This is a genomic window from Micromonospora sp. M51 (assembly GCF_018070305.1).
Taxonomy (GTDB): Bacteria; Actinomycetota; Actinomycetes; order Mycobacteriales; family Micromonosporaceae; genus Micromonospora; species Micromonospora parva.
In genome coordinates this window covers 1-1,196 of the sequence record NZ_JAGPXZ010001182.1, presented here as the reverse complement: position 1 = coordinate 1,196, position 1,196 = coordinate 1, and the positions used below count along the sequence as shown (strand labels likewise).

Genomic DNA, 1,196 nt, shown 5'->3' with positions numbered 1-1,196 from the left:
GGATCCGCCCGGTTTGGAGGAGTGTCCCGTGTCACATCCCGCAGGTCGGGTGCTGGCCCTGCTGGAACTGCTGCAGGGCCGGCACCGGTCGACGGCTGCTGACCTCGCCGGCCTGCTCGGTGTGGACGAGCGGACCGTGCGCCGGTATGCGACAACGCTTGTCGAGCTGGGCATCCCCGTCACCGCCGACCGGGGTCGCCACGGCGGCTACCGGCTGCACCCCGGCTACAAGCTGCCGCCGCTGATGCTCACCGACGACGAGGCGGTGGCCGTGCTGCTCGGCCTCGTCGTCGCCGAACGGGTCGGGCTCGCCACCGAGCAGCCCGCCACCGCCAGCGCGCTGGCGAAGATTCGCCGGGTGCTGCCGGCGGCGCTCGCCGACCGGCTCGCTGCCGTCCAGGAGCATCTGGGCTTCACCCTGCGTCGCCCGGAAGCGGAACGCGGACCGGCGTCGGGCACCCTGCTCGCGCTGGCCTCGGCCGCCCGGCACCGGCAGCGGGTGGCGCTGGACTACCGCTCCTGGCGGGGCGAACGATCGCACCGCGAGCTCGACCCGTACGGGTTGGTCTTCCACGCCGGCCGCTGGTACGTCACCGGCCATGATCACCGGCGCGGGGAGGTCCGGACCTTCCGGCTGGACCGGATCGGCGCGGTGACGCCCGGCCTGGCGACGTTCACCGTGCCGGACGGTTTCGAGGCGGTGGCCTTTGTGACCCGGTCGCTGGCCGGGGTGCCGTACCCGCACGAGGTCGAGGTGGTGCTGGAGACCGACCTGGTGGCCGCCCGCCGCCGGATCCCGCCCAGCGTGGCCGAGTTGACCGTCACCACCGACGGGGTGCTGCTGCGGGCCCGGGCGGAGAGCCTGCCCGGGATGGCCGCGCTGCTCGCCGGGCTGGGCTGTCCGTTCACCGTGCGGCGTCCGGACGCGCTGCGCGTCGCGGTGGCCGAGCACGCCCGCCGGTTGGCCGACTGGGCGGCCCGGCCAGCAGGTGGACAGCCGCCGTCGCCGCGCCGCCCACTGGACTAGGCTGCCGGCGATGGACGAGGTGACCCGGATTCCGGTCGGCGGCGAGCGGCCGTACGACGTCTTGGTGGGACGTGACCTGCTGGGCGCGCTGCCTGGCCTGCTGCCCGGCGCGACGCGGGTGGCGGTGCTGCACGCGCCTCCGCTCAAGGCCCTCGCGGACGCGCTCGGC

1 protein-coding gene and 1 pseudogene are annotated in these 1,196 nt (G+C 75.3%); both read left to right on the top strand.

What is annotated here, in order from left to right:
* Positions 1–28: 28 nt before the first annotated feature.
* Complete coding sequence (locus KBX53_RS33520) at positions 29–1,027, top strand: YafY family protein (RefSeq protein ID WP_210863873.1); 999 nt, start codon at positions 29–31, stop codon at positions 1,025–1,027.
* Positions 1,028–1,037: 10 nt separating this feature from the next.
* Positions 1,038–1,196, top strand: a pseudogene (locus KBX53_RS36730) (3-dehydroquinate synthase); the annotation flags it as partial.